The organism is Mycobacterium colombiense, from assembly GCF_003284935.1.
Lineage (GTDB): Bacteria > Actinomycetota > Actinomycetes > Mycobacteriales > Mycobacteriaceae > Mycobacterium > Mycobacterium arosiense_A.
On sequence record NZ_QMEV01000012.1, the window covers coordinates 15,386 to 41,564 of the forward strand.

The window sequence follows — 26,179 nt, forward strand, 5'->3', positions numbered from 1 at the left end:
GGAGGTTGCGCGATGTCCTGGGACTTTTCCACCGAGCCGGAGTTCGAGGAGAAGCTCGAATGGATCCGTGGGTTCGTTCGCGACGAGGTGGAACCGCTCGAGGTGCTGTTCGGCGGCTGCGAGTTTCTGCCACTGAACGACGAGCGGCGTCGCATCGTCGACCCGCTCAAGCAGCAGGTCCGCGACAGGGGTTTGTGGGCACCGCATCTGGGGCCGGAGCTGGGCGGGCAGGGCTTCGGCGCGGTCAAGCTGACGCTGATCAACGAGATTCTGGGCCGCAGCCCGTGGGCGCCGATCGTGTTCGGGACGCAGGCGCCCGACACGGGCAACGCCGAGATCATCGCCCGCTTCGGGACCCAGGAGCAGAAGGACCGCTACCTGGCGGGGCTGCTGTCCGGTGAAATCTTCTCGTGTTTCTCGATGACCGAGCCGCAAGGCGGCGCCGATCCGCGGGTCTTCACCACCCGCGCGGTGCGAGATGGCGACGACTGGATCATCACCGGACGAAAGTACTTCTCCTCCAACGCCTCCGTCGCCTCCTTCTTCATCGTCGTCGCGATCACCGATCCGGACGTGCCGGTGCATACCGGTGCGTCGACGTTCCTGATTCCGGCCGGCACCGAGGGGCTGGTGCTCGAGGCCAATCACCATTTGGTCGGGGCTGACCCGCACGAGCCGGGCCATTCCCTGGTGCACTACAACGACGTGCGAGTGCCGTCGGACGCGTTGCTCGGAGAGCCCGGCCAGGGCTTCCTGATATTGCAGACCCGGCTGGCCGGCGGGCGGCTGCACCACGCGATGCGCTCCATCGGGATGGCGCAACGCGCCGTCGAGATCATGTCTCGCCGGGCGAAAAGCCGCTTCACCCAGGGCAGCCTGCTGGCCGACAAGCAACTGATCCAGGAATTCGTCGCCGACTCCTACACCGAGTTGATACCGTTCCGTCTGACCGTGCTGCACGCGGCGTGGTTGATCGACAACGGCGACGAGCGCGCCGCCCGGGCGGAGATCGCCGCGTGCAAGATCCTGGCTTCGCAAGTGCTCAAATCGATTGCCCTGCGAGCGATTCAGGTGCACGGCGCGCTGGGCCTCACCGACCAACTACCACTGGTCAACGTCCTGCTGGGTGGCATCGCGCTGGGTCTGGCGGACGGGCCCACCGAGGCGCACAAGGTGAACCTGGCCCGGATGCTGCTCAAGGGCTACGAGGCCGAAGAAGGTGACTGGCCCAGCGAGATGCTCGATGTGCGGCGCGCGGCCGCACGCGCCAAATATGGTGAGCTCGTTGACCTCTGACCGGGTGACCGCGGCGGTCGAGCGGGCGCTCGACGACCGCCACCGGGGGGCCACCGAGGAGGTTGAACGCATCCTGGCCGCCGCGGTGCGCGTCATGGAACGCGTCGCGCCCGAAGCGCCCAGGGTCAGCGACATCGTCGCCGAGGCGGGCTCGTCGAACAAGGCGTTCTACCGATATTTCGCCGGCAAGGACGACCTGATCCTGGCCGTGATGGAACGCGGCGTGGCGATCGTGGTGTCCTACCTCGAGCACCAGATGGCCAAGGAACCCCGCCCGCGCGACAAGGTCATGCGGTGGATCGAGGGCACGCTGGCCCAGGTGGCCGACCCCCACCTGATCAGCATGACCCGCGCGGCGGCCGGCCAGATGTCGGCGGGTACCACGTGGCGCGCGGCCGACCAGGAGATGATGCGGCCGCTTCGCGATCTCCTCGTGGAACCCGTTGCGGCCCTCGGCAGTACCGACGTCGAGCGCGACGTCGAGGCGGTGTTCAGCTGCACCGCCGCCACCATGCGTCGCTACGTGGGTTCGGCCCAGCAGCCCGGCGCCGACGACATCGCCCACCTGGTGCGGTTCTGTTTACACGGATTGGGGGTCAGTTGATGCGCGCGGTGATTTGTCGCTCCTACGGCACACCCGAGGACCTGGTGATCGACGACGTGCCCGAACCCGTCGCGGCTCCGGGCCAGCTGCTGGTGCGGGTCCGTGCCGCCGCGGTCAACTTTCCCGACGTGCTGTTCATCGCCGGCAAGTACCAGGTCAAAATCCCGCCTCCGTTCATACCCGGCAACGAGATCGCCGGCGAGGTCATCGCCGTCGGGGACGGCGCGCCGTTCCGTCCCGGGCAGCGTGTTTCCGGAACCACCTTCGGTGCGTTCGCCGAACAGGCGCTGCTCGACGCGAGCCAGGCCGAGCTCATGCCCGACAACGCCGACTTCGCCTCGGCCGCCGCCTTCGGCGTCACCTACCGCACCGCCTATCACGCGCTGCGCTCGACGGCCGCTGTCACACAAGGCGATTGGGTGGTCGTGCTCGGGGCCGCGGGCGGCGTCGGGCTGGCCGCGGTGGACCTGGCGGTCGCGATGGAGGCCCGGGTGCTGGCCGCGGCGTCGAGCCCGGAGAAGCTCGAGCTGTGCCGCCTGCGCGGGGCCGAGGCAACCGTGGACTACGACCGCGAGGACCTCAAGATGCGCATCCGTGAACTCACCGGGGACCACGCCCGTGTGGTGCTGGACCCGGTGGGGGGAGCGTATTCGGAGCCGGCACTGCGCGGGCTCGCGCGTGGCGGCACCTTCGTCACGCTGGGCTACGCGGCGGGCACCATCCCGGCCATTCCGCTGAATCTCATTCTGTTGAAAGATATCTGCGTGCGCGGCATGGAGATCCGGACCTTCATGACCGATCGGCCCGACGACGCCGTGCGCGACCTGGCGGAGTTGGCGCAGATGTTCGCCGCCGGCACGGTGCGGCCGTATATCGGGGCGCGATTCCCGCTCTCGGAGACCGCGGCGGCGTTACGGCATGTGGCCGACCGCAAGGTGCTGGGCAAGGTGGTGATCGACGTCGCGTGACGCGGCGTCACGGCGTGACGATGTTGAAATTCGGGTCCGGCGCGTCGAGCACACCGAGCAGTGCCTGCAGCGCGCCCTGATCACCGGAGAGCTCCAGGCCCGGTGAGCCGAAATCGCCCATGGCCACCGAGAGGAGCCGAATCTTGTTGGCCAGTTTGATCGTAACGGTCGCCGTGGCGGGATCGGGCGCCGCCTTGCGCCGAACCAGTACCCCATTGCGCAGGGTGAGCCGATAGTTGACCGCGGTGTCGGCGAAGGCGATGTCGATGGCGATGTCCAGATCCCAGCTGCGCGGTCCGTTGACGCGGATGGCCAGGCCGTCGAAGATCTGCTCCGGGGTCAGTTGGGACAGCAGGGTGGGCGAAGCGACCTGCCCCGCGGTGCCGAAGTTGCCGTCGCGCAATTCCGTTGCCCCGCTGAGAAAGAAGTTGCGCCAGGTCGCGTTTTCGGCTCCGTAGGCCAGCTGCTCGAGGGTGTCGGCGTAGAGATCTCGTGCACCGGCGTGCTCGGAGTCGGTGAACATCGCATGGTCCAACAGCGTGGCGGCCCAACGGAAGTCCCCGGACTCGAGCGCGGCCCGGGCCAGGTCGACGACCCGGTCGATTCCGCCCATCGCGTCGACATATCGGGGCCCCAGCGCTTCGGGCGGATGAGGCCACAGCCGGCCGGGATTGCCGTCGAACCAACCCATGTAGCGCTGGTAGATCGCCTTGACGTTGTGGCTCACCGATCCGTAGTACCCGTGTGTATGCCAGGCCCGATCGAGAGCCGGTGGCATCTGGAACATTTCGGCGATCTCGACGCCGGTGTGGCCCTGGTTCAGCAGGCGCAGGGTCTGATCGTGCAGATACGCGTACATGTCGCGCTGCAGCGACAGGAACTCGACAATGTTCTCGCGTCCCCAGGTCGGCCAATGGTGGGAAGCGAAGACCACGTCGGCGCGATCGGCGAACGTGTCGATCGCTTCGGTGAGATAACCGGACCAGGCGTGCGGATCGCGCACCAGCGCGCCGCGCAGGGTCAGCAGGTTGTGCAGGTTGTGCGTCGCGTTCTCGGCCATGCACAGCGCGCGGAAACGCGGGAAATAGAAGTGCATTTCGGCGGGCGCCTCGGTGCCCGGCGCCATCTGGAACTCAATCTGAACCCCGTCGATGGTGTGCGTTTCGCCGGTAGCGCGGATGTCGACGGTGGGCACGATGACGGCGACCTCGCCGGTGGAGGGCGCCTGACCGAGGCCACAGCCGACCTGATCCAGCGGGCCGCGCGCCAGCAGGGCGCCGTACATGTAGGTCGCCCGCCGTGTCATTGCCGGTCCGGCATAGACGTTTTCGGACACCGCGTGCTCGATGAAGCCTTGCGGCGCCAAGACCGTCACCGCTCCGGCGTCCACCTCCGCCTGCGAGGTGACGCCCAGTACGCCGCCGAAATGGTCGACGTGGCTGTGGGTGTAGATCACCGCGACCACGCGGCGCTCGCCGCCTCGGTGGGTGCGGTACAGCGCCAGCGCCGCCGCCGCCACTTCGGTGGACACCAAGGGGTCGATGACGATGATGCCGCTGTCGGACTCCACGAAGGTGATGTTCGAGATGTCCAGCCCGCGAACCTGATAGATGCCGGGCACCACTTCGTAGAGGCCTTGCTTGGCGGTCAGCGTCGACTGCCGCCAGAGGCTGGGATGGACCGACGCCGGGGCGGGACCGCTCAAAAACGAGTAAACGTCGTTGTCCCACACCACCCGCCCGTCGGCCGCTTTCACCACGCACGGAGACAGGGCGGCGATGAAGCCGCGGTCGGCGTCGGCGAAATCCGCCGCGTCATGCAATGGCAGATCGTGGTCGCGATGGGCCGACTCGACGACTGCGCTGGGAGGCTTGTGGTCCACCGTCACACCTTGCCATCAACGCGGCGTCAACCACGGTGATTCGGGCGGCTTTTCGCCGTCCAATTAATGAACACAGCAACAATTTCTTCGGGTTCTGGATCGCGGCCCAGTTAACCCGCATACTGCCCAGACGGCCCTCAATGCCGAGGACCGCAACTATCGGGCAAAGGAGAACAGGTGAAGCGTCAACTGACGGTCGCGGTTGCCGGTGCGGCCATTCTGGCCGCTGGTATTTCCGGCTGTTCGAGTAACAACAAGTCGAATGGCGTTTCGACCTCGGTGCCGGGAGGTTCCGTGTCGGCCGATGGCAACAACTCGTCGAAGGTCATCATCGACGGCAAGGACCAGAACGTCCAGGGCACCACGATTTGCACCAAGGCTGGCGGCAACATCTCAATCGCGGTCGGCGGGAACACCACCGGGATCAGCGTCGTGCTCGCCGACGCCGATCCGCTCGCGGTGAAGGCGGTCCAGCTCGGCAACGTCAACGGCGTGACGCTTCAGTACGCGCAAGGGGGCCAGGGCAACGCCTCGGCGGCCAAGGACGGCAACACGTACAAGATCACCGGCACTGCCACGGGCGTCGACATGGCGAACCCGATGCAGCCGGTGAACAAGCCGTTCGAAATCGACGCGACTTGCTCCTGACCTAATCCCCTGCGGGCGGTTGCCATCCGTTGGGTGGCAACCGCACCGTGAACTCGGTCCGCCCCGGCGCGCTGTCCACCGCGATGGTTCCGTTGTGCGCCTTGACAACCGCGGAGACGATCGCCAACCCCAGTCCGGTGCTGCCGCCCTTGCGCGAACGCGAAGAGTCGGCGCGCGCGAACCGTTCGAAAACCTCGGATTGCAGCGCCGCCGGGATGCCGGGTCCGTTGTCGATGACCTGCAGCACGGTGTGCGACGGCTCGGTGCTCAGCCGCGTGGTGACGATGGTGCCCGCCCCGGTGTGGACGCGGGCGTTGGCAAGCAGATTCGTCAGCACCTGGTGTAGCCGCGCGGCGTCGCCGGTGACGACCACCGGCTCCTCGGGCAGGTCGAGTTCCCACTGATGGTCGGGCCCGGCGACGTGTGCGTCGCTGACCGCATCCACCGCCAGCCGCGACAGATCCACCGGTTCGCGTTCCAGCGGTCGGCCCGAGTCCAGCCGGGCCAGCAGCAGCAGGTCCTCGACCAGGCGCGTCATCCGTTCGGTTTCGGACGCCACCCGGCTCATCGCCTGCGCCACCGCCTCACGATCGTCGCCCATCCGCTGGGTCAGTTCGGTGTAGCCGCGGATCGCCGCGAGCGGTGTGCGCAGTTCATGACTGGCGTCGGCGACGAACTGGCGGACCCGCGTCTCGCTGGCCTGCCGCGCCGACAGCGCGGCGGCGATGTGGTCCAGCATCTGGTTGAGCGCGGCGCCGAGCTGTCCCACCTCGGTGGAGGGATTCGCGTCGGATTCGCGTACGCGCACCGGCAGTTCGACCTCGCCTCGGGCCAGCGGCAGGCCGGCTACCTTGCTCGCCGTCTGCGCGACGCGACGCAACGGCGCCAGCGCCCGCCGGATGATGATCACGCCGGCCGTGGTGGCGGCGACCAGCGCGATGACCGTGACGATGCCGAAGATCACCAGCATCCGCATCAGCGTGGTGTCGATGTTGGCCATCGACAGCCCGGTGACGATGACGTCGCCGCCACTTCGGCTCGGGGCCGCGATCACCCGGTAGCGGCCCAGGCCGTCCAGGTTCAGCGTCACCGGCTTGCGGCTGGTCGCGATCCCGGCCAGCTGCTGCTGCGCGGTGGGGCTCAGCTCGGCCCGGTCGCCGCTGCTCGTGGTGTAACCGGCATCCACGGTATTTCCGTGGCTGACCACCGCAGCCACCATGCCCGCCGGCTGGCCCGGGGCATCCAGGAACCGCGGACCGGGGCCCGGCCGTGGATAGACGTGCTGATGCCGCCAGCCCGAATGCGGCGGCTCGGGATACATGAGCGCCGAGCGATAGGAGGTGCCGGCCAGCTGCCCGTCGAGCTGGGCCACCAGGTGGTGCAGCAGCGCCAGTTCGGTCGCCGCGGTGATGCCGACGCAGACGAGGGCCAGAACGACGATCTGTCCGACCAGCAGCCGCAGCCGCAGCGACCAGACCCTTCGCGTGTCAGCGGGCCGGCTTGAGGACATAACCCGCGCCGCGCAGCGTGTGGATCATCGGTTCTCGGCCGTTGTCGATCTTCTTGCGCAGGTAGGAAATGTAGAGCTCGACGATGTTGGATCGGCCGCCAAAGTCGTAACTCCACACCCGGTCCAGGATTTGGGCCTTGCTCAGCACCCGCTTGGAGTTGCGCATCATGAATCGCAAGAGCTCAAACTCCGTGGAGGTCAACGAGATTGGCTCGCCGGCGCGGGTGACCTCGTGGCTGTCCTCGTCGAGCACCAGGTCACCGACCACCAGCTGCGCGCCGCTGTCCACCGTGGTCACCCCGGTGCGGCGCAACAGCGCACGCAGACGCAGCACGACCTCTTCGATGCTGAACGGTTTGGTGACGTAGTCGTCGCCACCCGCCGTCAGGCCGGCGATGCGGTCTTCGACGGCGTCCTTGGCGGTGAGCAGCAGCACCGGCAGCTGCGGGTTCTCCTCGCGCAGTTTGTGTAAGACGTCGAGACCGCTCATGTCGGGCAGCATCACGTCGAGAACCACCACGTCGGGCCGCTGGGAGCGGGCCGACGCGATGGCCGAGGCGCCGTCGCCGGCGGTGGAGATGTTCCAGCCCTCGTACCGCAGTGCCATTGACACCATGTCGGCCAGGACCGATTCGTCGTCGACGACCAAAACGTTGATGGGGTTGCCGTCCGCACGGCACATGACAACCCGCTCTACCGAGGCCCGGGGCTGCGTCACAAGTTCCAGTATCCGCCGGCGGCTGAGGCGCGGCTATGCCGAACCTATGCGTGTCCTGTGAAACAAATCGCGCGACTGCTGAGCAGTCGCGCGATCCGTTCTTCGGTCAAGCCGTTAATACCAATAGCGCCGGCCGGCCACCGGGCGGCCCACCGAACCCAGGATCCACAGGATCGCGCCGATGACCAAGAGCACGATGCCCAGCGTGGTCAGGATCGGTACGTGGAAGAAATATCCGAGAATAAGCAGGACAATCCCTAAGATAACCATTTCAACTTCCTTCGAGTGAGGGTTAGAGGTTGATCGATTGCATTGAACTTGGTTGCGGCAGATGACAATCCGTGACTTTCGGATTGACACCGAAATAATTTAAGGGTCCGGCGATCACGGTCACCGCAACCGTGCCCGCCGACGCGCATGATGTGTTGTCGTTTTTGAAGTAGTCGCGCTGCCACGCCGCGAAGACTCCGATCAGCAACCACACCAACGCAACCGTTCCGATGATCCCGCTGCCACGCATCGTGACCTCCAATGTGGACGAGAAGAAGTTTCTCGTGGACGTGAAGTTACCCATTCGACTCATGTCTAAACATGCAATGGGTTATGCGGCAGTGCTTGTCGGCACAGCTCGCGACGTCAGAGGTGGTCGGCGAGCCAGGTGGCGGCCCGCTTCTTCGAGGCACGGGACAACCAGGCGTCCTGGATCAGCTCAGCTAATTCGGTTCTGCTGATTTCACCCAGCCGACTGGCGCGCACCAGGACCGACGGGTGCCCGTCGAAGTGGTCCGTGGTGAAAAACGGCGATTCGGGATCGGAGACCAACGCCAACTTGTCGCTCTCCGATTCCACCCAGAGCATGATCACGTCCGCATAGCGTTCACCGGTGTCCGGATCGGTCGCGTCGGGCCGCGGCGTGCGGAAAAACACGAACGACTTCCCGCCCACTTGGTAAATGGCGTTGCCCTTGGGGCCTTCCGCGCGCTGAACGTGCGGCATCGCGGCGGCGAACTCGTGCACGTCGCTGAGCCGGGCACGTCGGGCAGCCATGACGGCGAGCGTACCTACTGCTCGTGACGTCGATGAGAGACGTTGCGTCTAAGAGGGTTTGATCAGTCCGCTCGCCGTTGCGCGGACACGTAGAGGGTGGGCGGCATCGAGTCCTCCGCGCCCTGCGGGACGCTGCGGTTATAGCGCGCCATCAATTCCGCGAACGACGCCGTCGTGACATCCCAACCACGCTCACGCAGCCAGCCGTCGACCGGCGTGCGCTCCTCCGGGTACCAGAGGTCGTCGAAGTCGGTGATCTCGGCGTTGACGAGTTCGGCGGCCGCCGCCCGCATGCGTCGCATGTCGTCGCGCTGGCGCTGCACCCGGCCGGGATCGGTGAAACCCGAATCGGGCACGTTGGATGCGAGCCGGCTGCCCGCGACGCTCAGCGAGTCGATTCGCTCGAACAGCAGGTCCTGGGCCTGCGCTGGCAGGTAACGCACCAGGCCTTCGGCCGACCAGACGGCGGGCTTCGAAGCGTCAAATCCCGCCTCCTGCAGCGCTTTCGGCCAGTCCTGGCGCAGGTCTATCGCAACGTTGACCAGTTGCGCCTTCGGTTGCGCGCCGTGCTCGCGCAGGGTCTTCGATTTGAATTCCAGCACCTTGGGCTGGTCGAGCTCGTAGACGACCGTGCCGTCGGGCCATGGGAGCCGCCAACTGCGCGCGTCCAGACCGGCCGCCAGGATCACCACCTGCCGAACGCCGGCGTCGGCGGCGTCGAGGAAGAACTCGTCGAAGAACGCCGTCCGGGTGGCCATGAAGTCGACCATCAGCTGAAGCCGATCCCGCAGATCCGGCTCGATGTCGCCGGCCTTGGCCAGCAGCGCCGGATCGGCATAGATGCTCCACATGCCCTCGCCCGCGGCGTCGACGAACACCCGCGCGAACGGATCGTTGATCAGCGGGTTCTCGCTCTCGGTCTCGGCCGCACGAGCCGCGGCGACCCCCAGCGCGGTGGCGCCCACGCTCTGAGTGATCTCCCAGGAATCATCGTCGGTCCGCGGCATGGCCAGTTCCCTTCCCCAGAAAGTAAGTTATGCACACTATTCTTCCAGCCACCGCCGCCCGGGGCCGCCCGTCGCCCCTGTCCTAGTCTTTTTCCCAGACGGTCCACAGGTTGCAAGGGAGTGCCATGACGCCCAACCCGTCGCGCACGCCGCAGGAGGTATTCGCCCACCACGGCACCGCACTGGCCGCGGGTGACCTCGACGAGATCGTCGCCGACTACGCCGAAGAGTCCGTGGTGATCAGCCCCTCCGGCATCGCCCGTGGCAAGCGGGCCATCCGCGGGGTGTTCGAGGCGTTGCTGGCCGATCTGCCGGATGCCCAGTGGGACTTGAAAACTCAGCTCTTCGACGAGGACGTGCTGTTCCTGGTGTGGACTGCCGATTCGGCCCGCAACCGGGTCGACGACGGCGTTGACACCTTCGTGTTTCGTGACGGCATGATCCGAGCGCAAACGATCCGATACACGCCGCACCCGAAGGGCTGACCAGTGGAATACGTGAACCTGGAAGCCGTCGCGGAGTGGATGTCCGGGCAGGGGCTCGGCGAGGGGCCGCTGCAGGACGTTTCGAGCGTCACCGGTGGAACCCAGAACGTCATGCTGCGGTTCACCAGGGCCGGCCGGCCCTACGTGCTGCGGCGCGGGCCGCGACACTTGCGGCCACGCAGCAACAGCGTGATCCTGCGGGAGACGAAAGTCCTTGCCGCACTTGCCGGTTCAGACGTCCCCCATCCGCATCTGATCGCCGCCTGCGAGGACCCGGGTGTGCTGGGCGACGCCGTCTTCTACCTGATGGACCCGGTCGATGGCTTCAACGCCGGCGAGGGCCTGCCGCCGCTGCACGCCGGCGACGCCACGGTGCGCCACGGCATGGGCCTGTCGATGGCCGACGCGCTGGCCAAGCTGGGCGCCGTCGACCACGTTGCGGTGGGGCTCGCCGACTTCGGCAAGCCGCAGGGTTTCCTGGAACGCCAGGTGCCACGCTGGCTTTCGGAGCTGGAGTCCTACAACGAGTACGTGGGGTACCCAGGGCCCGACATCCCGGGCATCGAGGAAGTGTCCACCTGGCTGGAACGGCACCGGCCGGCCAACTGGACGCCGGGCATCATGCACGGCGACTACCACGCGGCCAACGTGATGTTCTCGCGCACCGGACCCGAGGTGGTCGCGATCGTCGACTGGGAGATGTGCACGATCGGGGATCCGCTGCTGGACCTGGGCTGGCTGCTGGCCACCTGGCGTCAGCCCGACGGGACCAGCGTGTTCAGCCACGCCCTGGGCGGGCAGGAGGGGCTGGCCAGCACCGACGAACTTTTCGAGCGCTACGCCGCCAACACCACCCGCGACCTGTCGAACATCACCTGGTACACCGTGCTGGCCTGCTTCAAGCTCGGGATCGTGATCGAGGGGACGCTGGCCCGGGCCTGCGCCGGAAAGGCGGAGAAGGAGGTCGGTGACCAGTTGCACGCCGCCACGGTGCATCTGTTCGAGCGGGCGCTGGGTCTGATCTCCAGCGAGCGCTGACCTACTAACATCTCCTCTCGTGCCGCCTTATCCCGAGGAACCGGATTTCTACTCCGAGCCCACCGCGGCCGCGCGGTACGGCGGATACTACGAGTCCGAGCCACCGCCGCCCGAGCCCCCGACGCCGTGGTATCGCCGTCCGGCGGCGCTGGTCGCGGCCGGCGCCCTCGGGGTGATCCTGCTGGCCGCGCTGGTGTTCGCGGTGGTCAAGCTCACCAGCGGTTCGCCGGCGCCCAGCCCGGCGACCACGACGACGACCGTCCCGTCCACCACCACGCCGGTGACCACCACGACCCACCCGCCGCGGCACCACGGCGGCGGCGGCGGTGGTGGCGGCGGTGGCGGTGGTGGCGCGCCCACCGAGACGGTGACCGAAACCGCCCCGCCGCCGAGCACCGACACCCCCACGACGACGGAGCCGCCGAGCACCGTCACGGTTTCGCCGAGCACCGAAACCAGCACCGTCACGCAGACCGTGACCGAACCGCCCCGTCGGGGGCCGTTCGGCGGACCCTTCCAGCAGCGTCCCTAGCGCGGCGGCGTGCACGCGAGCGGCGGCCTGGTCCGCCCGGCATGCGCGGCGGATGCGGCTGCGTGCCTTGCCGTTTACCGGCCGTACGTCGAGCGCACGGTTATCAGTTGGGAGATCGACGTCCCGACCGAAAACGAGATGGCCGCGCGGATCGCCGCCGCGCAGGCGAGCCACGAATGGCTTGTCCTGGAACGCGATCGCCTGGTGGTCGGCTTCGCCTACGGGCACGCGTTCAATCGCCTTGCCACGTACCGGTGGTCAACCGAGACCGGGATCTACCTCGAGGCCGGCCACCGCCGAACCGGCGGGGGCCGTGCGCTCTACACGGAGCTGTTGCGCAGGCTCACCGAGCGCGGCTACCGGCAGGCGTTCGCCGGTATCACCCAACCCAACGAAGCCAGCACCGGATTCCACCGCGCCTTCGGGTTCACCGACGCAGGGCTGTACCGCCGCGTCGAATGGAAACACGGCGCCTGGCACGACGTCGCGTGGATGCAACTGGACCTGACGGCCGGCGCCGCGCCGGATGAGCCACCCGGCCCGATCGTCGCGCCGGGCCGGGTGCGCGAGTCGGGGGCTTAGCCGCCGGCGCCGCCGCCACCCAAAAAGCCCCCGCCGGCGCCACCGCCGACGAAGCCGCCACCGGCGCCGCCACCCAGGAAACCGCCGCCCGCGCCACCACCGATTTGCTCACTGCTGATTGTCATGGGCGGAAGGTATCGACGGAAAACCGCGCCCACAAGAAACTGGGTCTGAACGATTCGAATCATTTTGGGTTGCCCAACCCTGAGCTAATGAGCGCGCCCGAAGGGATTCGAACCCCTAACCTTCTGATCCGTAGTCAGATGCTCTATCCGTTGAGCTACGGGCGCCTGTTCTTCAGTTGTCGTTCCGTGTTCCGTGTTCCCGCTAAGGGATCTAGCGGAGGCGAGAGGATTTGAACCTCCGGTCCCCTTTGAGGGGGACAACTCATTAGCAGTGAGCCCCATTCGGCCGCTCTGGCACGCCTCCCTTGGACTTTCTGAGGGTACCGACCCCTTTCCGGTCTCGCGGAACCGGCCATACTGTACACAGTTGACACGTAAACTGTCGAAGTGACTGCCCGCCTGCGCAACGAACTGGCCGGACTGCCGGTGTATGTGCCCGGCAAGAACGTGCCGGGCTCGATCAAACTGGCCAGCAACGAAACCGTGCACGGCCCGCTGCCCAGCGTGCGCGCGGCGATCGAGCGCGCGGTTGCCGTCGTCAATCGCTACCCCGACAACGCCAGCGTGGACCTCAAGGCCGCGCTTGCCATGCACCTGGGTTCCGACGTCGCGGCCGAGCACATCGCGGTGGGCAGCGGTTCGGTCACGCTGTGCCAGCAGCTGGTTCAGATCACCGCCGCCGCCGGCGACGAGGTGATGATCGGCTGGCGCAGCTTCGAGTGCTACCTGCCCATCATCCAGGTGTCAGGGGCGGCCACCGTCAAGGTGCCGCTGACCGACCACACGCACGACCTCGACGCGATGCTCGCCGCGGTCACCGACCGCACCCGGCTGATCTTCGTGTGCAACCCCAACAACCCGACGTCCACCGTCGTCGACCCGGACGCGCTGACGCGGTTCGTGGAGGCCGTGCCGCCGCACGTCCTGATCGCCATCGACGAGGCCTACGCCGAATACATCCGCGACGGCCTGCTGCCCAACAGCCTGGAGCTGGCCCTGACTCACAGCAATGTCGTTGTGCTGCGGACCTTTTCGAAGGCCTACGGGTTGGCCGGTCTGCGTTGCGGTTACGCGGTGGGCCACCCGGACCTGATCACCGCGCTGGACAAGGTGGTGATGCCGTTCGCGGTGACGAACGTCGCGCAGGCGGCCGCCATCGCGTCGCTGGAGGCCTCCGACGAGCTGATGGCCCGCACCGACGCGCTGGTCCGCGAGCGCGACCGGGTCAGCGCCGGGCTGCGCGACGCCGGATTCGAGCTGCCCCCGTCGCAGGCCAATTTCGTCTGGTTGCCGCTGGGCGAACGCACCATGGACTTCACCGAGCAGGCCGCCGAGGCGCACCTGGTGGTGCGGCCATTCGCGGCCGAGGGCGTGCGTGTCACCATTGGTGCGCCGGAGGAAAATGACGCCCTGCTGCATTTTGCCCGCGATTGGATTGCCCGCACCGAATCGTAAGGAGCCGCCGTGGACCTCGCGAGGAAGAAGTTCACCGAGTTCAAAGAGCGCAGCGGCGACATCGCGGATTCCGAGCTCGACGACTTCTGGGCCGAACTGGCGCCCGCGACGATCGAGGGGATGCTCGGCGAGTGGAAGGGCGGCGAATTCCAGACCGGCCACAAGATGAACGGCCAACTGGAAAAGGCCGGGTGGTACGGCAAGACCTTCAAGTCCGCCCGCGATGTGCAGCCGCTGGTCTGCCTGGACGCCGACGGGAACAAGTTCTCAAACGTCCGGATGGGCAAGGGCGAGGCCAGCCTGTGGCTGGAGGAGTTCCGCGGCGAGGTCACCGCCACCATGGTTTACGACGGCCAGCCGGTGCACGACCACTTCAAGAAGATCGACGACGACGCCGTGATGGGCATCATGAACGGCAAGGGCGTGCGGGACAACGGCAAGTACTACTACTTCTACCTTGAGCGGGAGCGGTAGCTCTGTCGTGTTGCCGTCGAGTGTGAACTGACGGCTTCGACTGTGCGTCCAGGGCGGCGACGCGCCGGGCGCGACCGCCGTGGCTGCACACCCAACGCCGAGGTTTCACACTCACCCCGCGAGCAGCCGAGCTATCCCGCCGGGTTGCGGCCGGTGAACGCGACCAGCTGCTCGAGCGCGCCGGCGTCCTCCGGGACATCGACCGGGTCGTCGAATCCGGCCTGACCGCGTAACTGCGGCCTGATGATCTGGCGCGCCAGGCCCAGCACATATTCGGACAACGGCTCGGGCGCTTTGACGTTGCGGCCCACCGCGGCGGCGTAATCCCAAGCGTGCACCAGGAATTCGATCGACAGGACGCCGCACGCGCTTTTGGCGGGCATCTCGCCCTTGCCGAACGGCACCGACCCGTCCAGGCCGCGGCGGTGCCAGGCATCCAGCGCGGGCCGGGCCGCGGCGATCACCTGGCGCTCCACCGAATCGCCCTCGTCGCGCTCGGGGATCTGCGCGCCGACCATGCCCCCGAGCGCCGAGATCGAGTTCAGCAGATGCTCGGTCAGCGCGGACACGTCGAATTCCCGGCACGGCGTCCGTCGCGACAGGTCGTCGTCGGCGATGGTGTGCAGCACCCGCTGCAGTACCCCCAGCGTGTCCTCGGCGCTGTGCAGCTCGTCGGTGGGCGGGGAATGCGGTCCGGGTCGCAAGTCAGGAGCCATATTCGCCACGCTACGGTCTCGATATGGCGCAAGCATACGAATCCGTCACCGTCGAGACGAAAGACCACGTCGCCCAGGTGACGCTGATCGGACCGGGCAAGGGCAACGCGATGGGACCGGCGTTCTGGTCGGAGATGCCGGAGCTGTTCGCCGCGCTGGACGCCGACCCCGAGGTGCGGGCCATCGTGCTGACCGGCTCGGGCCGCAACTTCAGCTACGGGCTGGACGTGCCGGCGATGGGCGGTTCTTTCACCCCGCTGCTGTCCGGCGACGCGCTGGCCGGACCGCGCGCGGTCTTCCACCGCGAGGTCAAGCGCATGCAGGGTGCGATCAGTGCGGTCGCCGATTGCCGGACCCCGACCATCGCCGCGGTGCACGGCTGGTGCATCGGCGGCGGCGTCGACCTGATCTCCGCAGTCGACATCCGCTATGCCAGCGCCGACGCCAAGTTCTCGGTGCGTGAGGTCAAGCTCGCCATCGTCGCCGACGTCGGCAGCCTGGCCCGCCTGCCCATGATCCTGAACGACGGGCACCTGCGCGAGCTGGCGCTGACCGGCAAGGACATCGATGCGGCCCGCGCCGAGAAGATCGGTCTGGTCAACGACGTGTACGCCGACGCCGATGCCGCCCTGGCCGCCGCGCACGCCACCGCCGCGGAGATCGCCGCCAATCCCCCGCTGACCGTGCACGGCATCAAGGACGTTCTCGACCAGCAGCGCATCGCGGCGGTCTCGGAGAGCCTGCGGTACGTGGCCGCCTGGAACGCGGCCTTCCTGCCGTCCAAGGACCTGACCGAGGGCATCGCGGCGACGTTCGAGAAGCGCCCTCCGCAGTTCACCGGCGAGTAGACCCGCGCCACGTACCCTCGCTGGGGTGACCCGCGCCGGCGACGATGCAGAGCGCAGCGATGAGGAGGAGCGGCGCCAGTGACCCAGCCAGACGGCAAGATCCGCGTCCCGGCCGACCTGGACGCCGTGACGGCGATCGGCGCCGAGGACCATTCCGAGATCGACGGCGCCGCCGTCGACCGGATCTGGCAGGCCGCCCGGCACTGGTACCGCGCCGGCTTTCACCCGGCGATCCAGCTGTGCATCCGCCGCAACGGCCGCGTCGTGCTGAACCGGGCGATCGGCCACGGTTGGGGCAACGCCCCGAGCGATTCGCCCGACGCCGAGAAGATCGCCGTCACCCCCGACACACCGTTTTGTGTGTACTCGGCGGCCAAGGGCATCGCGGCGACGGTGGTGCACATGCTCGTCGAGCGCGGCGTCTTCTCGCTCGACGACCGGGTGTGCGACTACATCCCCACGTTCACCAGTCACGGCAAGCACCGCATCACCATCCGGCACGTCATGACGCACAGCGCGGGACTGCCCTTCCCCACCGGACCGCGGCCGGACGTCACCCGTGCCGACGACCACGAGTACGCGCAACAGAAGCTGGGCGAGCTGCGGCCCCTCTACCGTCCGGGACTGTTCCACATGTACCACGCGCTGACCTGGGGTCCGCTGGTGCGTGAGATCGTCTACGCGGCCACCGGCAAGGAGATCCGCGAGATCCTGGCCACCGAGATCCTCGACCCACTCGGCTTCCGCTGGACCAACTTCGGCGTCGCGAAACAGGACGTCCCGTTGGTCGCGCCGAGCCACGCCACCGGGCGGACGCTCCCGCCGGTGGTCGCCCAGATCTTCCGCAAGGCGATCGGCGGAACGGTGCACGAGATGATCCCGTACACGAATTCGCCGATGTTCCTGACCACCATCATCCCGTCGTCCAACACCGTGTCGACCGCGCAGGAGATGTCGCGGTTCGCCGAGATATGGCGGCGCGGAGGCGAACTCGACGGCGTGCGGGTGATCAGCCCGGAGACCATGTACCGCGCGGTGACCGAATGCCGAAGGCTGCGACCGGATTTCGCGGTCGGGCTGCAGCCGGCCCGGTGGGGTACCGGCTACATCCTCGGCACCGACCGTTGGGGGCCGTTCGGCCGTAACGCGCCCCATGCGTTCGGCAACCTGGGCCTGGTCAACATCGCGATCTGGGCCGACCCGGCGCGCGGCATGGCCGCCGGCGTGATCAGCAGCGGCAAACCCGGGCGCGATCCGGAAGCCAAGCGCTACACCGCCCTGATGGACACGATCGCCGCCGAAATCCCATCCGGTTGACGACGACGGCAGTGGGAACACTGCCCTCATGGCTACCTATCGAGTGCTCGACCCGAAGGGCGAGGTCGTCGCGACCAAAGACATCGACAGCGCCGACGACGCACACGCGTGGTTCGTCGACCAGAAGGCCGACAACAGCGAGCTCGGCTGGCGCATGGAAGTCGAACACGACGGCGAGTGGCATTTCTTCGACGACAGCGAGGGCGACCGAAGCTAGGTGTTTGTCCCCCGGCACGCGGGGCAACCAACAAGGCATGGACTCGCAACGCTTCCGCAAGCTGCTGGACGCACCGGGGCCGTTCGCTTCGGTGTACTTCGACGATTCACACGACACCCACGACGCCGAGGCTCAACTCGAGCTCAAGTGGCGGGCCGTCAAAGAGGAGCTGGAACGCTCGCACGCCGGCGCGACGGTGGTCGACCAGATCGAGGACGCGATCAAGAACCTGCGTCCGCCGATCGGCCGCAGCGGACGGGCGGTGATCGCCAGCGCCGACGGCGTGGTGATCAACGAACACCTGGCCCGCCCCGCCGCCACCGACGTCGTCCGGGTGTCCGAATTGCCTTATCTGGTACCGATTCTCGAGCAGAGCTTCGATCATCCCGATTATGTGCTGGCGGTCGTCGACCACAGCGGAGCGGACATCACCACCCACATCGGTGGAACGCTGCGCGCCGAGACCGTGGACGGCGGTGGCTATCCCGTGCACAAGGCGGCCGGCGCCGAGACCGCGGGCTACGGCGACCCCCAGTTGCGCACCGAAGAGGCCGCGCGCAAGAACCTGCGCGCCGTCGCCGACCGCGTCGCCGAACTGGCCGACGACAAGGCGATCGAGGTGATCTTCGTGGTGGGCGAGGTGCGCTCGCGATCCGATCTGCTGGCCGCGCTGCCCGAACGGCTGCGGGAGCGCACGGTGGCGCTCGAGGTCGGGGCGCGGCACAGCGGACACGACTTCGGCGAGATCGAGCAGGCCATCGAAGCCGAGTTCGTCAAGCGCCAGCTGCGCACCATCGACGATGCCGCGCAGCGCTTTACCGCCGAAATCGGGCGGCAGTCGGGGCTGGCGGCCGAGGGGTTGGGCGCGGTCTGTTCGGCGCTGCGTCAGGGTGCCGTGGAGACGCTGATCATCGGTGACATCGGCGACGCGACCGTCGTCGCCGACGAAGGCCTGACGACGCTCGCCCCCAACGAGAACGTGCTGTCCGAGCAGGGCGCCGCTCCCGCCAAGACGCTGCGGGCCGACGAGGCGCTGCCGATGTCGGCGATCGCGGTGGGCGCCGCGCTGGTGCGCACCGACGAGCGGATCTCCCCGGCCGACGGGGTGGGCGCGGTGCTGCGCTACGCGCCGACGCTGCACCAGAGCGTGGAGTGATCACGAGCGGTGGCGGAGGGATTTGAACCCCCGGACGGTGTTAGCCGTCTCTCGCTTTCAAGGCGAGTGCATTAGGCCGCTCTGCCACGCCACCGCTGATCAGGGTAGCGGGAGTCGGTAGCGTGGCCTCCATGCGCGCCATCGTCGCCGAATCTTCCGATCAACTCTCCTGGCAGGACGTGCCGGATGTGTCCGCCGGGCCCGGCGAGGCGGTGGTCAAGGTCACCGCCGCCGGAGTGAACCGCGCCGACCTGCTGCAGGCGGCCGGGAAGTACCCGCCGCCGCCGGGAGCGAGCGACATCATCGGCATGGAAGTGTCCGGCGTCATCAGCGAAGTCGGGCCCGATGTGGCGGAATGGTCTGTCGGACAAGAGGTTTGCGCCCTGCTCGCCGGGGGCGGCTACGCCGAGTACGTCGCGGTTCCCGCCGGCCAGCTGCTGCCGATTCCCGACGGCGTCGATCTGGTCGACGCGGCCGGGTTGCCGGAAGTGGCCTGCACCGTGTGGTCGAACCTGGTGCTGACGGCGCACCTCGGCAAGGGGCAGCTGCTGTTGATGCACGGCGGGGCGAGCGGCATCGGCAGCCACGCCGTCCAGGTCGCCCGCGCCCTGGGAGCGCGCGTGGCCGTCACCGCCGGATCGGCGGAGAAGCTGGAGTTCTGCCGCGATCTGGGCGCGGAGATCACCATCAACTACCGCGACGAGGACTTCGTCGCGCGCCTGCAGGAGTTCGGCGGCGCCGACGTGATCTTCGACATCATGGGCGCCTCCTACCTGGACCGCAACATCGACGCCCTGGCCACCGACGGGCAACTCGTCATCATCGGGATGCAGGGCGGGATCAAGGGCGAGCTCAACATCGGCAAGCTGCTGGGCAAGCGGGCGCGGGTCATCGGCACCACACTGCGCGCCCGCCCGGTCACCGGGCCCAACAGCAAGACCGAGATCGTCCAGGCAGTCACGGCCGAGGTGTGGCCGATGATCGCCGAGGGCCGCGTCCGCCCGATCATCGGCGCCCGCCTGCCCATTCAGCAGGCCGGGGAGGCCCATCAACAGCTCACGTCGAGCAAGGTGACCGGAAAGATCGTCCTGACGGTCTAGCCCAGGGAAGCCAGCGCGCGGACCAACTGATCGACTTCGGCCGTCGTCGAGTAGTGCGCCAGGCCGACGGTCACCGCGCCGCCAACGTCGTTGACGCCCAATACGTCGAGCGCGCGGGAACTTTCGTTGGTGACGGCCAGAATCCCGTTGTCCGCCAACCGCTGCACGACGCGCTCGGCGGGCACGCCGTTCAACGCGAAACTGACCACCGGGATCCGCACCTCCGGGCGCCCGATCACCATCACCAACGGCAGCGACCGCAACGACACCATCAAGTAGTCGTAGATCCGGTTCAGATACGACGTGGCGGATTGCATCGACACCGCCAGACGTTCACGCCGGCTGCCGCGGGCGGATTCGTCGAGCGAGGCAAGGTACTCGATGCTGGCCACCACCCCGGCCAGCAGACCGAACTGGTGCGCACCGATCTCGAGGCGCGCCGGCCCGGTCGCCTTGGGATCCGGCGAGATGGAACTGAACGAGTTCAGCAGCGCGGGATCGCGGAACACGACGGCCCCGATCGGCGGGCCGCCCCACGCCGCGGCGTTCACCGCCACCACGTCGGCGTCGGTCTCCTTCATGTCGAGCAGCCGGTAGGGCGCCGCGGCGGAATGGTCGACCACCACCAGGCCACCGACGTCGTGCACCAGCTTGGTCATCGCCCGCAGGTCGGTGACCGTGCCCAGCGTCGCGGAGGCCGAGGCGACGGCGACCAGCCGGGTCGACTTGCCGATCAGGCCCTCCCACTGCCACGTCGGCAGCTCACCCGTCTCGATGTCGATCTCGGCCCACTTGACCTTGGCGCCGTAGCGGTGCGCCGCGCGCAGCCACGGGGCGATGTTGGCTTCGTCGTCCAGGCGGCTGACGATGACCTCGTAGCCCAGGCCGGCCCGCGACGACGACGCCTCGGCCAGCGCCGACAGCAGGATCGCCCGATCGGCGCCCAGCACGACGCCGGCGGGCTCGACGTTGAACAGATCGGCCACCGCCGCCCGCGCCGCCTCGAGAACGGCGGCACTGCGCTGCGCCGACGGGTGCGCGCCCACGGTGGTGGGACCGGACCGGCGAAAGGCCGTCGACACGGTGGTCGCGACCGAATCGGGAACCAGCATGCCGCTGGGGGCGTCGAAGTGTACCCACCCGTCACCCAGCGACGGATGTAGTCCGCGCACCCGGGCGACGTCGTATGCCATGTGGGCCACCTTAAAGCTTCCGCTTTTTTGCGAAACTGTGACGGTAGCGGGTGCCACAGACGTTCCTGCCAGTTGGTGGCCTCCCGAGCCAGGGCACCCGGCCAGCCATACTAGTCGAGTGGGGCTCTGGTTCGGAACGCTCATTGCATTGTTTTTGCTGATAGCGCCCGGGGCGATCATCGCACGTATCAGTCAGTTGTCATGGCCGGTCGCTGTCGCGGTCGGCCCGGCGCTGACCTACGGCGTGGTCGCGCTCGCCATTATTCCGTTCGGTGCCATCGGGATTCCGTGGAACGGGTGGACGGCGCTGGCGTCGCTGGTCGTGGTGTGCCTGCTGATGACCGGTTTACAGCTGCTGCTCGCCCGCTACCGCGACCGCGACGCCGAAGCCCGCGGGGTCAGCCGCTGGCCGGCCATCACGGTGGGCGCCGGAGTGGCGCTGGGGGCCCTGCTCGTCATGTGGGCCGCCTACCGCGGGCTGGCCGCCCATTGGCAGACCATCCCGAGCACCTGGGACGCCGTCTGGCACGCCAACGAGGTGCGGTTCATCCTGGACACCGGCCAGGCGTCGTCGACCCACATGGGCGAGCTGCGCAACGTCGAGACCCATAAGACGCTGTACTACCCGTCGGTGTTCCACGCGTTGATCGCGGTGTTCTGCCAGCTGACGGGAGCGGCGCCCACCACCGGCTACACGCTGAGTTCGGTTGCCGCATCGGTGTGGCTGTTCCCCACCAGCACGGCGATGCTGACCTGGCATCTGCTGCGGCCGCGCACCACCGAATGGCGCTGCGCCGGGGCGGCTGCCACCGCGGCCGCGCTGTCGGCGTCGTTCACCGCGATCCCCTACGTCGAGTTCGGCGTCGCCGCGATGCCCAACCTGGCGGCCTACGGGGTGGCGGTGCCCGCGTTCGTCCTGATCGCCTCCACGCTGCGACACCGCGACCGCATCCCGGCGGCCGTGCTGGCCTGGGTGGGCGTCATGTCCGTGCACATCACCGGCGGGGTGATCGTGTTGTTGTTCCTGGTGGCCTGGTGGGTGCTGGACGTGCTGTGGCACCCGGTGCGCGGCAGGCTGGCCGATTTCGCCGCCCTGGCCTGCGTTGCGGTGGTCACCGGGCTGATCCTGCTGCCGCAGTTCATCAGCGTCCAGGGCCAGGAGGACATCATCGCGGGGCACTCCTTTCTGACCCACCTGAGCAAGAAGCGGGGGGTTTTCGACGCGGTCTTCCAGCACTCCCGGCACCTCAACGACTTCCCGTACCAGTACGGACTGATGGCGGTCGCGATCCTCGGCGGACTGCTCTTCGCCTACAAGAGAATCTGGTGGCCGCTGGCGTTGTGGCTGTTGCTCGTGGTGGTCGAGGTCGACGCGGGAACGCCGCTGGGGGGTCCGGTCGGCGCGGTGGCCGGGATGTTCGGCGAATTCTTCTACAAAGACCCGCGCCGGATCTCGGCCGCCGTCACGCTGCTGCTGGCGCCGATGGCAGGCGTCGCGCTGTTCGCGATCGTCGTGGGCGTGGTGGGCCTCGCCACACGGGTGGCCGCCCGGTTCAGGCCGTCCCTGGCAAGCGATCCGCGCGTCGGGCCCGTCCCGCTGTGGATCGCCACCACCGCGGTGCTGCTGGTGATCGCCACGGTGTTCACCGGGCGTCACTACCTCTACCGGCACATCGTGTTGTTCGGCGACAAATACGACTCGGTGATGATCGACCAGCGCGATCTGATGGCGATGGCCTACCTGGCCAAGCTGCCCGGCGCCCACCAGACGCTGATCGGCAACGCCAACACCGACGGCACCGCCTGGATGTACGCCGTCGCCGACCTGCATCCGTTGTGGACGCACTACGACTACCCACAACAGATGGGTCCGGGTCCCAACCGCTACATCTTCTGGACGTCGGCCCGCAAAGGTGATTCCGATCCGCGGGTGCTCGAGGCGATCAAAGCGCTGAACATTCGCTACATCTACACCAGCTCGCCGACTGTCCGCGGGTTCGCCGTACCCGAAGGACTAGTGTCACTGGATAAGTCGAAGTCGTGGGCGTTGATCTACGACAACGGCGGTGCCCGAATTTATGAATGGCGCGGAAACGGCCCGGCGCCCCACTCATAGTCCACAAAGGATGGTGAAGAGTTGAGTACCCGCAACGATGACGACGGCGTCGAAATCATCGGCGGCGTCGACCCGCGGATGATGGCACTGGCCGACGACGACGACGCCGACGAGCGTTCCCTGACCGACCTGGTCGAGCAGCCGGCCAAGGTGATGCGCATCGGGACCATGATCAAGCAACTGCTCGAGGAGGTCCGGGCCGCACCGCTGGACGACGCCAGCCGTAACCGGCTGCGCGAGATCCACGCGACCAGCATCCGGGAATTGGAGGAGGGCCTGGCGCCGGAACTGCGGGAGGAACTGGACCGCCTCACCCTGCCCTTCAACGAGGACGCCGCGCCGTCCGACGCGGAATTGCGCATCGCGCAGGCGCAGTTGGTCGGCTGGCTGGAAGGGCTGTTCCACGGCATCCAGACGGCGTTGTTCGCTCAGCAGATGGCGGCCCGCGCGCAGCTGGAGAAGATGCGCCAGGGGGCGCTGCCCCCGGGCATGGGTAAGCCGGGCGGTGCGCCCGGACACGGTCAGTACCTGTAGCGAACTCGAGTAGTTGACGGTGTCGGGTCCTCACATCGAGACGCACAACGCATGGGTGGAATTTCCCATCTTCGATGCCAAGTCGCGCTCCCTGAAGAAAGCCTTCCTGGGCAAGGCGGGCGGCACCATCGGCCGCAACAGCTCCAACGTCGTGGTGGTGGAAGCGTTGCGCGACATCACCATGTCCCTCGAGCTGGGCGACCGGGTGGGGCTGGTGGGCCACAACGGTGCGGGCAAATCGACTCTGCTGCGCCTACTTTCGGGCATCTACGAACCCACCCGGGGTTGGGCGACGGTCACCGGCCGGGTCGCGCCGGTGTTCGATCTCGGGGTCGGCATGGACCCCGAGATCTCGGGTTACGAGAACATCATCATTCGCGGCCTGTTCCTGGGGCAGACGCGAAAGCAGATGCTGTCCAAGGTCGATGAGATCGCCGAGTTCACCGAATTGGGCGACTATCTGTCGATGCCGCTGCGTACCTATTCCACCGGCATGCGGGTGCGGCTGGCGATGGGCGTGGTCACCAGCATCGACCCCGAGATCCTGCTGCTCGACGAGGGCATCGGCGCGGTGGACGCCGACTTCTTGAAGAAGGCACAGTCGCGGCTGCAGAGTCTGGTGGAGCGCTCCGGAATCCTGGTGTTCGCCAGCCATTCCAACGAATTCCTGGCCCGGTTGTGCAAGACGGCGATGTGGATCGACCACGGCGTCATCCGCATGTCGGGCGGCATCGAGGACGTGGTGCGCGCGTACGAGGGCGAGGACGCGGCTCGGCACGTCCGCGAGGTGCTGGAAGAGACCGCCGCGGGATGAGCGAGACCGTCTTCGCCGTCGTCGTCACCCACCGGCGCCCCGACGAGCTGGCCAAGTCGCTCGATGTGCTGAGCAGCCAGACCCGGCTGCCCGATCACCTGATCGTGGTGGACAACGACTTTTCCGGCGACGGCCGCGTCCGCGACCTGGTGGCCGGCCAGCCCGTCCCCACCACCTACCTCGCCTCGCGCCGAAACCTCGGCGGCGCAGGGGGTTTCGCGCTGGGCATGCTGCACGCGCTGGCCCTGGGCGCCGACTGGGTGTGGCTGGCCGACGACGACGGGCGCCCGCAGGATTCGGGCGTGCTGGCCACGCTGCTGGCCTGCGCCGAGAAGCACGGTCTGGCCGAGGTGTCACCGATGGTGTGCAACTCCGACGACCCGGAACGGCTGGCGTTCCCGCTGCGGCGCGGGCTGGTATGGCGAAGGCGCGCAAGCGAATTGCGCACCGAGGCGGGTCAGGACCTGCTGCCCGGCATCGCCTCGCTGTTCAACGGCGCGTTGTTCCGGGCCACCGCGCTGGACGCGGTCGGCGTCCCGGACATGCGGCTGTTCATCCGCGGCGACGAGGTGGAACTGCACCGCCGGCTGGCGCGGTCCGGCCTGCCGTTCGGGACCTGCCTGGACACCGTCTACCTGCATCCGTGCGGATCCGACGAGTTCCGGCCGATCCTGGGCGGCCGGATGCACACCCAGTATCCCGACAACCCCACCAAGCGGTTCTACACCTACCGCAACCGCGGCTACCTGCTGTCCCAGCCGGGCCTGCGCCAGCTGCTGGTGCAGGAGTGGGTCCGGTTCGGCTGGTTCTTCCTGGTGAGCCGCCGCGACCCGCGCGGTCTGGCCGAATGGATCCGGTTGCGGCGCTTGGGACGTCGTGAGCAATTCGGCAAGCCGGGAGGACCGTCATGACGTTTCTGGACGCCGCCGCCCAGTCGCGGACCTTCACCCGCGCCCGCGGCGACCTGGTCGACGGCTTCCGCCGTCACGAGCTCTGGCTGCACCTGGGCTGGCAGGACATCAAGCAGCGCTACCGGCGCTCGGTGCTGGGGCCGTTCTGGATCACCATCGCGACCGGCACCACCGCCGTCGCGATGGGCGGCTTGTACTCCAAGCTGTTTCATCTCGAACTGTCGGTGCATCTGCCGTATGTGACGCTGGGACTGATCATCTGGAACCTGATCAACGCCGCCATCCTGGAGGGCGCCGACGTCTTCGTCGCCAACGAGGGCCTGATCAAGCAGTTGCCGACGCCGCTGAGCGTGCACGTTTACCGGCTGGTGTGGCGGCAGATGATCCTGTTCGCGCACAACATCGTCATCTACGTCGTCATCGCGATGATCTTCCCGAAACCCTGGTCGTGGGCCGACCTTTCGGTGCTTCCCGCCCTGGCGCTGATCGTGCTCAACTGCATCTGGGTGTCACTGTGCTTCGGCATCCTGGCCACCCGCTACCGCGACATCGGGCCGCTGCTGTTTTCGATCGTGCAGCTGCTGTTCTTCATGACGCCGATCATCTGGAACGACGACACCCTGCGGCAGCAGGGCGCCGGGCGCTGGTCGAAGATCGTCGAACTCAACCCCCTGCTGCACTACCTCGACATCGTGCGCGCGCCGCTGCTGGGCTCGCATCAGGAACTGCGGCACTGGGCCGTGGTGCTGGTGCTGACGGCCGTCGGCTGGCTGCTGGCCGCCTTCGCGATGCGCCAATATCGCGCCCGGGTGCCGTACTGGGTGTAGTCCGGCGGTTATCCACAGCCCGGATTCGTCGGACGGACAGCTGTCGGGAAGGCGGCTAC

The 26,179-nt window shown here is 67.6% G+C and carries 30 protein-coding genes and 3 tRNA genes; 20 read left to right on the top strand and 13 right to left on the bottom strand.

Going from position 1 to position 26,179, the window contains the following annotated elements:
• Nucleotides 1-12: 12 nt before the first annotated feature.
• From DQP57_RS08460 to DQP57_RS08470, 3 genes are read left to right on the top strand one after another with little or no spacing between them, the layout of a single operon-like run.
• Nucleotides 13-1,296 carry an acyl-CoA dehydrogenase family protein gene (locus tag DQP57_RS08460; protein ID WP_112632553.1) on the top strand — a complete coding sequence of 428 codons (1,284 nt, stop codon included), beginning with the start codon at nucleotides 13-15 and terminating at the stop codon, nucleotides 1,294-1,296.
• Nucleotides 1,277-1,900 (top strand): TetR/AcrR family transcriptional regulator, encoded by a 624-nt coding sequence (locus DQP57_RS08465; protein WP_112632618.1) that lies wholly within the window; start codon nucleotides 1,277-1,279, stop codon nucleotides 1,898-1,900. Before DQP57_RS08460 ends, DQP57_RS08465 begins: the two co-directional genes overlap by 20 nt.
• On the top strand, nucleotides 1,900-2,868 hold the full coding sequence (locus DQP57_RS08470; RefSeq protein ID WP_112632554.1) for an NADPH:quinone oxidoreductase family protein: 969 nt from the start codon (nucleotides 1,900-1,902) through the stop codon (nucleotides 2,866-2,868). The genes DQP57_RS08465 and DQP57_RS08470 overlap by 1 nt, the downstream gene beginning before the upstream one ends.
• Nucleotides 2,869-2,875: 7 nt before the next feature.
• Here the strand turns inward: DQP57_RS08470 and DQP57_RS08475 are convergent, their stop codons facing one another.
• Complete coding sequence (locus DQP57_RS08475; protein WP_165821778.1) at nucleotides 2,876-4,756, bottom strand: alkyl/aryl-sulfatase; 1,881 nt, start codon at nucleotides 4,754-4,756, stop codon at nucleotides 2,876-2,878.
• Nucleotides 4,757-4,927: 171 nt separating this feature from the next.
• Between DQP57_RS08475 and DQP57_RS08480 the strand changes: the two genes are divergently transcribed.
• A complete protein-coding gene (locus tag DQP57_RS08480; RefSeq protein ID WP_112632555.1) occupies nucleotides 4,928-5,398 on the top strand; it encodes a lipoprotein LpqH in 471 nt (156 codons plus the stop codon).
• Between the two features lies 1 nt (nucleotide 5,399).
• On the opposite strand, the gene DQP57_RS08485 is transcribed toward DQP57_RS08480, so the two are convergent.
• From DQP57_RS08485 to DQP57_RS08510, 6 genes are all read right to left on the bottom strand, one after another.
• A complete protein-coding gene (locus tag DQP57_RS08485) occupies nucleotides 5,400-6,908 on the bottom strand; it encodes a sensor histidine kinase (RefSeq protein WP_112632556.1) in 1,509 nt (502 codons plus the stop codon).
• Nucleotides 6,886-7,590 (bottom strand): response regulator transcription factor, encoded by a 705-nt coding sequence (locus tag DQP57_RS08490; RefSeq protein ID WP_064880192.1) that lies wholly within the window; start codon nucleotides 7,588-7,590, stop codon nucleotides 6,886-6,888. The genes DQP57_RS08485 and DQP57_RS08490 overlap by 23 nt, the downstream gene beginning before the upstream one ends.
• A 150-nt stretch (nucleotides 7,591-7,740) precedes the next feature.
• Nucleotides 7,741-7,896, bottom strand: a complete 156-nt coding sequence (locus DQP57_RS08495; RefSeq protein WP_007771976.1) for a DUF6131 family protein — start codon at nucleotides 7,894-7,896, stop codon at nucleotides 7,741-7,743.
• Nucleotides 7,897-7,918: 22 nt separating this feature from the next.
• Nucleotides 7,919-8,158, bottom strand: a complete 240-nt coding sequence (locus tag DQP57_RS08500; protein WP_064880197.1) for a hypothetical protein — start codon at nucleotides 8,156-8,158, stop codon at nucleotides 7,919-7,921.
• 104 nt (nucleotides 8,159-8,262) lie between these two features.
• Nucleotides 8,263-8,673 carry an MmcQ/YjbR family DNA-binding protein gene (locus DQP57_RS08505; protein ID WP_112632557.1) on the bottom strand — a complete coding sequence of 137 codons (411 nt, stop codon included), beginning with the start codon at nucleotides 8,671-8,673 and terminating at the stop codon, nucleotides 8,263-8,265.
• Nucleotides 8,674-8,735: 62 nt separating this feature from the next.
• Nucleotides 8,736-9,680, bottom strand: a complete 945-nt coding sequence (locus tag DQP57_RS08510; protein WP_112632558.1) for a class I SAM-dependent methyltransferase — start codon at nucleotides 9,678-9,680, stop codon at nucleotides 8,736-8,738.
• A gap of 125 nt (nucleotides 9,681-9,805) precedes the next feature.
• On the opposite strand from DQP57_RS08510, the gene DQP57_RS08515 reads away from it, so the two are divergent.
• From DQP57_RS08515 to DQP57_RS08530, 4 genes are read left to right on the top strand one after another with little or no spacing between them, the layout of a single operon-like run.
• Complete coding sequence (locus tag DQP57_RS08515) at nucleotides 9,806-10,165, top strand: nuclear transport factor 2 family protein (protein WP_112632559.1); 360 nt, start codon at nucleotides 9,806-9,808, stop codon at nucleotides 10,163-10,165.
• A 39-nt stretch (nucleotides 10,166-10,204) separates the two neighbouring features.
• Nucleotides 10,205-11,203 carry a phosphotransferase family protein gene (locus DQP57_RS08520; protein ID WP_430918552.1) on the top strand — a complete coding sequence of 333 codons (999 nt, stop codon included), beginning with the start codon at nucleotides 10,205-10,207 and terminating at the stop codon, nucleotides 11,201-11,203.
• Between the two features lie 19 nt (nucleotides 11,204-11,222).
• Entirely contained in the window at nucleotides 11,223-11,735 is a 513-nt protein-coding gene (locus DQP57_RS08525; RefSeq protein ID WP_112632561.1) for a hypothetical protein, read from the top strand.
• 9 nt (nucleotides 11,736-11,744) lie between these two features.
• Nucleotides 11,745-12,317, top strand: coding sequence for a GNAT family N-acetyltransferase (locus DQP57_RS08530; RefSeq protein ID WP_240631713.1), 573 nt, complete (start codon nucleotides 11,745-11,747; stop codon nucleotides 12,315-12,317).
• On the opposite strand, the gene DQP57_RS27425 is transcribed toward DQP57_RS08530, so the two are convergent.
• The 3 genes from DQP57_RS27425 to DQP57_RS08545 all read right to left on the bottom strand — a co-directional run bounded on the left by DQP57_RS27425 (nucleotide 12,314) and on the right by DQP57_RS08545 (nucleotide 12,746).
• Nucleotides 12,314-12,442 (bottom strand): hypothetical protein, encoded by a 129-nt coding sequence (locus DQP57_RS27425; protein ID WP_276310816.1) that lies wholly within the window; start codon nucleotides 12,440-12,442, stop codon nucleotides 12,314-12,316. The two genes, DQP57_RS08530 and DQP57_RS27425, sit on opposite strands and share 4 nt — an antisense overlap.
• 92 nt (nucleotides 12,443-12,534) lie before the next feature.
• Nucleotides 12,535-12,607: transfer RNA gene (locus DQP57_RS08540), tRNA-Arg, on the bottom strand.
• Nucleotides 12,608-12,657: 50 nt separating this feature from the next.
• A tRNA-Ser gene (locus DQP57_RS08545) sits at nucleotides 12,658-12,746 on the bottom strand.
• A gap of 83 nt (nucleotides 12,747-12,829) precedes the next feature.
• On the opposite strand from DQP57_RS08545, the gene hisC reads away from it, so the two are divergent.
• On the top strand, nucleotides 12,830-13,897 hold the full coding sequence (gene hisC / locus DQP57_RS08550; protein WP_112632562.1) for a histidinol-phosphate transaminase: 1,068 nt from the start codon (nucleotides 12,830-12,832) through the stop codon (nucleotides 13,895-13,897).
• A 9-nt stretch (nucleotides 13,898-13,906) separates the two neighbouring features.
• Nucleotides 13,907-14,371, top strand: coding sequence for a DUF4334 domain-containing protein (locus DQP57_RS08555; protein ID WP_112632563.1), 465 nt, complete (start codon nucleotides 13,907-13,909; stop codon nucleotides 14,369-14,371).
• A 131-nt stretch (nucleotides 14,372-14,502) separates the two neighbouring features.
• Here DQP57_RS08555 and DQP57_RS08560 read toward each other — a convergent pair whose 3' ends face one another.
• Nucleotides 14,503-15,087 carry a TIGR03086 family metal-binding protein gene (locus DQP57_RS08560; protein ID WP_205869069.1) on the bottom strand — a complete coding sequence of 195 codons (585 nt, stop codon included), beginning with the start codon at nucleotides 15,085-15,087 and terminating at the stop codon, nucleotides 14,503-14,505.
• A 23-nt stretch (nucleotides 15,088-15,110) separates the two neighbouring features.
• Here DQP57_RS08560 and DQP57_RS08565 point away from each other — a divergent pair, with 23 nt between their 5' ends.
• From DQP57_RS08565 to DQP57_RS08580, 4 genes are all read left to right on the top strand, one after another.
• On the top strand, nucleotides 15,111-15,935 hold the full coding sequence (locus tag DQP57_RS08565) for a crotonase/enoyl-CoA hydratase family protein (protein ID WP_112632565.1): 825 nt from the start codon (nucleotides 15,111-15,113) through the stop codon (nucleotides 15,933-15,935).
• 78 nt (nucleotides 15,936-16,013) lie between these two features.
• Nucleotides 16,014-17,252 carry a lipase LipE gene (gene lipE / locus DQP57_RS08570; protein ID WP_112632566.1) on the top strand — a complete coding sequence of 413 codons (1,239 nt, stop codon included), beginning with the start codon at nucleotides 16,014-16,016 and terminating at the stop codon, nucleotides 17,250-17,252.
• Nucleotides 17,253-17,280: 28 nt separating this feature from the next.
• A complete protein-coding gene (locus DQP57_RS08575) occupies nucleotides 17,281-17,469 on the top strand; it encodes a hypothetical protein (protein ID WP_112632567.1) in 189 nt (62 codons plus the stop codon).
• A gap of 37 nt (nucleotides 17,470-17,506) precedes the next feature.
• Nucleotides 17,507-18,625 (top strand): hypothetical protein, encoded by a 1,119-nt coding sequence (locus tag DQP57_RS08580; protein WP_112632568.1) that lies wholly within the window; start codon nucleotides 17,507-17,509, stop codon nucleotides 18,623-18,625.
• A 7-nt stretch (nucleotides 18,626-18,632) separates the two neighbouring features.
• Here DQP57_RS08580 and DQP57_RS08585 read toward each other — a convergent pair.
• Nucleotides 18,633-18,719 (bottom strand) — tRNA-Ser (locus tag DQP57_RS08585).
• A 37-nt stretch (nucleotides 18,720-18,756) separates the two neighbouring features.
• Between DQP57_RS08585 and DQP57_RS08590 the strand changes: the two genes are divergently transcribed.
• A complete protein-coding gene (locus DQP57_RS08590; RefSeq protein ID WP_205869070.1) occupies nucleotides 18,757-19,725 on the top strand; it encodes an NAD(P)H-quinone oxidoreductase in 969 nt (322 codons plus the stop codon).
• Here the strand turns inward: DQP57_RS08590 and DQP57_RS08595 are convergent.
• Nucleotides 19,722-20,918, bottom strand: coding sequence for a cysteine desulfurase-like protein (locus tag DQP57_RS08595; protein ID WP_112632570.1), 1,197 nt, complete (start codon nucleotides 20,916-20,918; stop codon nucleotides 19,722-19,724). The two genes, DQP57_RS08590 and DQP57_RS08595, sit on opposite strands and share 4 nt — an antisense overlap.
• 118 nt (nucleotides 20,919-21,036) lie before the next feature.
• Between DQP57_RS08595 and DQP57_RS08600 the strand changes: the two genes are divergently transcribed.
• The 5 genes from DQP57_RS08600 (at nucleotide 21,037) to wzm (ending at nucleotide 26,120) form a co-directional block, all read left to right on the top strand.
• On the top strand, nucleotides 21,037-23,034 hold the full coding sequence (locus DQP57_RS08600; protein WP_205869071.1) for a DUF6541 family protein: 1,998 nt from the start codon (nucleotides 21,037-21,039) through the stop codon (nucleotides 23,032-23,034).
• A gap of 78 nt (nucleotides 23,035-23,112) precedes the next feature.
• The gene (locus tag DQP57_RS08605) at nucleotides 23,113-23,568 is read left to right on the top strand and encodes a bacterial proteasome activator family protein (RefSeq protein WP_240631715.1); all 456 of its coding nucleotides are present in this window, start codon (nucleotides 23,113-23,115) and stop codon (nucleotides 23,566-23,568) included.
• A 19-nt stretch (nucleotides 23,569-23,587) separates the two neighbouring features.
• Nucleotides 23,588-24,382: a galactan export ABC transporter ATP-binding subunit Wzt/RfbE gene (wzt, locus tag DQP57_RS08610; protein ID WP_112632572.1), complete on the top strand. Its 795-nt coding sequence runs from the start codon at nucleotides 23,588-23,590 to the stop codon at nucleotides 24,380-24,382.
• Complete coding sequence (gene glfT1, locus DQP57_RS08615) at nucleotides 24,379-25,293, top strand: galactofuranosyltransferase GlfT1 (protein WP_112632573.1); 915 nt, start codon at nucleotides 24,379-24,381, stop codon at nucleotides 25,291-25,293. Before wzt ends, glfT1 begins: the two co-directional genes overlap by 4 nt.
• A complete protein-coding gene (gene wzm, locus DQP57_RS08620) occupies nucleotides 25,290-26,120 on the top strand; it encodes a galactan export ABC transporter permease subunit Wzm/RfbD (protein WP_112632574.1) in 831 nt (276 codons plus the stop codon). The genes glfT1 and wzm overlap by 4 nt, the downstream gene beginning before the upstream one ends.
• Nucleotides 26,121-26,179: the final 59 nt, after the last annotated feature.